This window comes from Alkalicoccus luteus (assembly GCF_012034335.1).
Taxonomy (GTDB): Bacteria; Bacillota; Bacilli; order Bacillales; family Salisediminibacteriaceae; genus Alkalicoccus; species Alkalicoccus luteus_A.
Genome location: NZ_JAATHJ010000092.1, coordinates 1 through 321, shown reverse-complemented (window position 1 = coordinate 321; position 321 = coordinate 1). Strand labels below are relative to the sequence as shown.

Here is a 321-nt window from a genome sequence, read left to right as displayed (position 1 = left end):
GAGAGGAATCCGAGTGTCTTAGAAGAAATGCCGAGAACGACGAATCACTGGTATGCCAGATCCCTTTTTTAGGCATTGGGGTCTGATGCTTGACTGGCAAGAGAAGCAAGGATGCAAGGCAGAAGCTCGACGCAGCGCAGATTGACTGCGTGAGGAGAGCAGAAGCCGAAGCAGACGATGCAGCTCGCCGGCAGGCACGTATCAGATGGTTAAGCGACCAAGGGCGCACGGTGAATGCCTTGGCACTAGGAGCCGATGAAGGACGGGACGAACACCGATATGCTTCGGGGAGCTGTAAGTGAGCTGTGATCCGAAGATTTC

At 54.5% G+C, this 321-nt stretch carries 1 rRNA gene; it reads left to right on the top strand.

The annotated features are described in order from the left end of the window. Positions 1-207: 207 nt before the first annotated feature. Positions 208-321 (top strand): 23S ribosomal RNA (locus tag HCN83_RS18060); the annotation flags it as partial.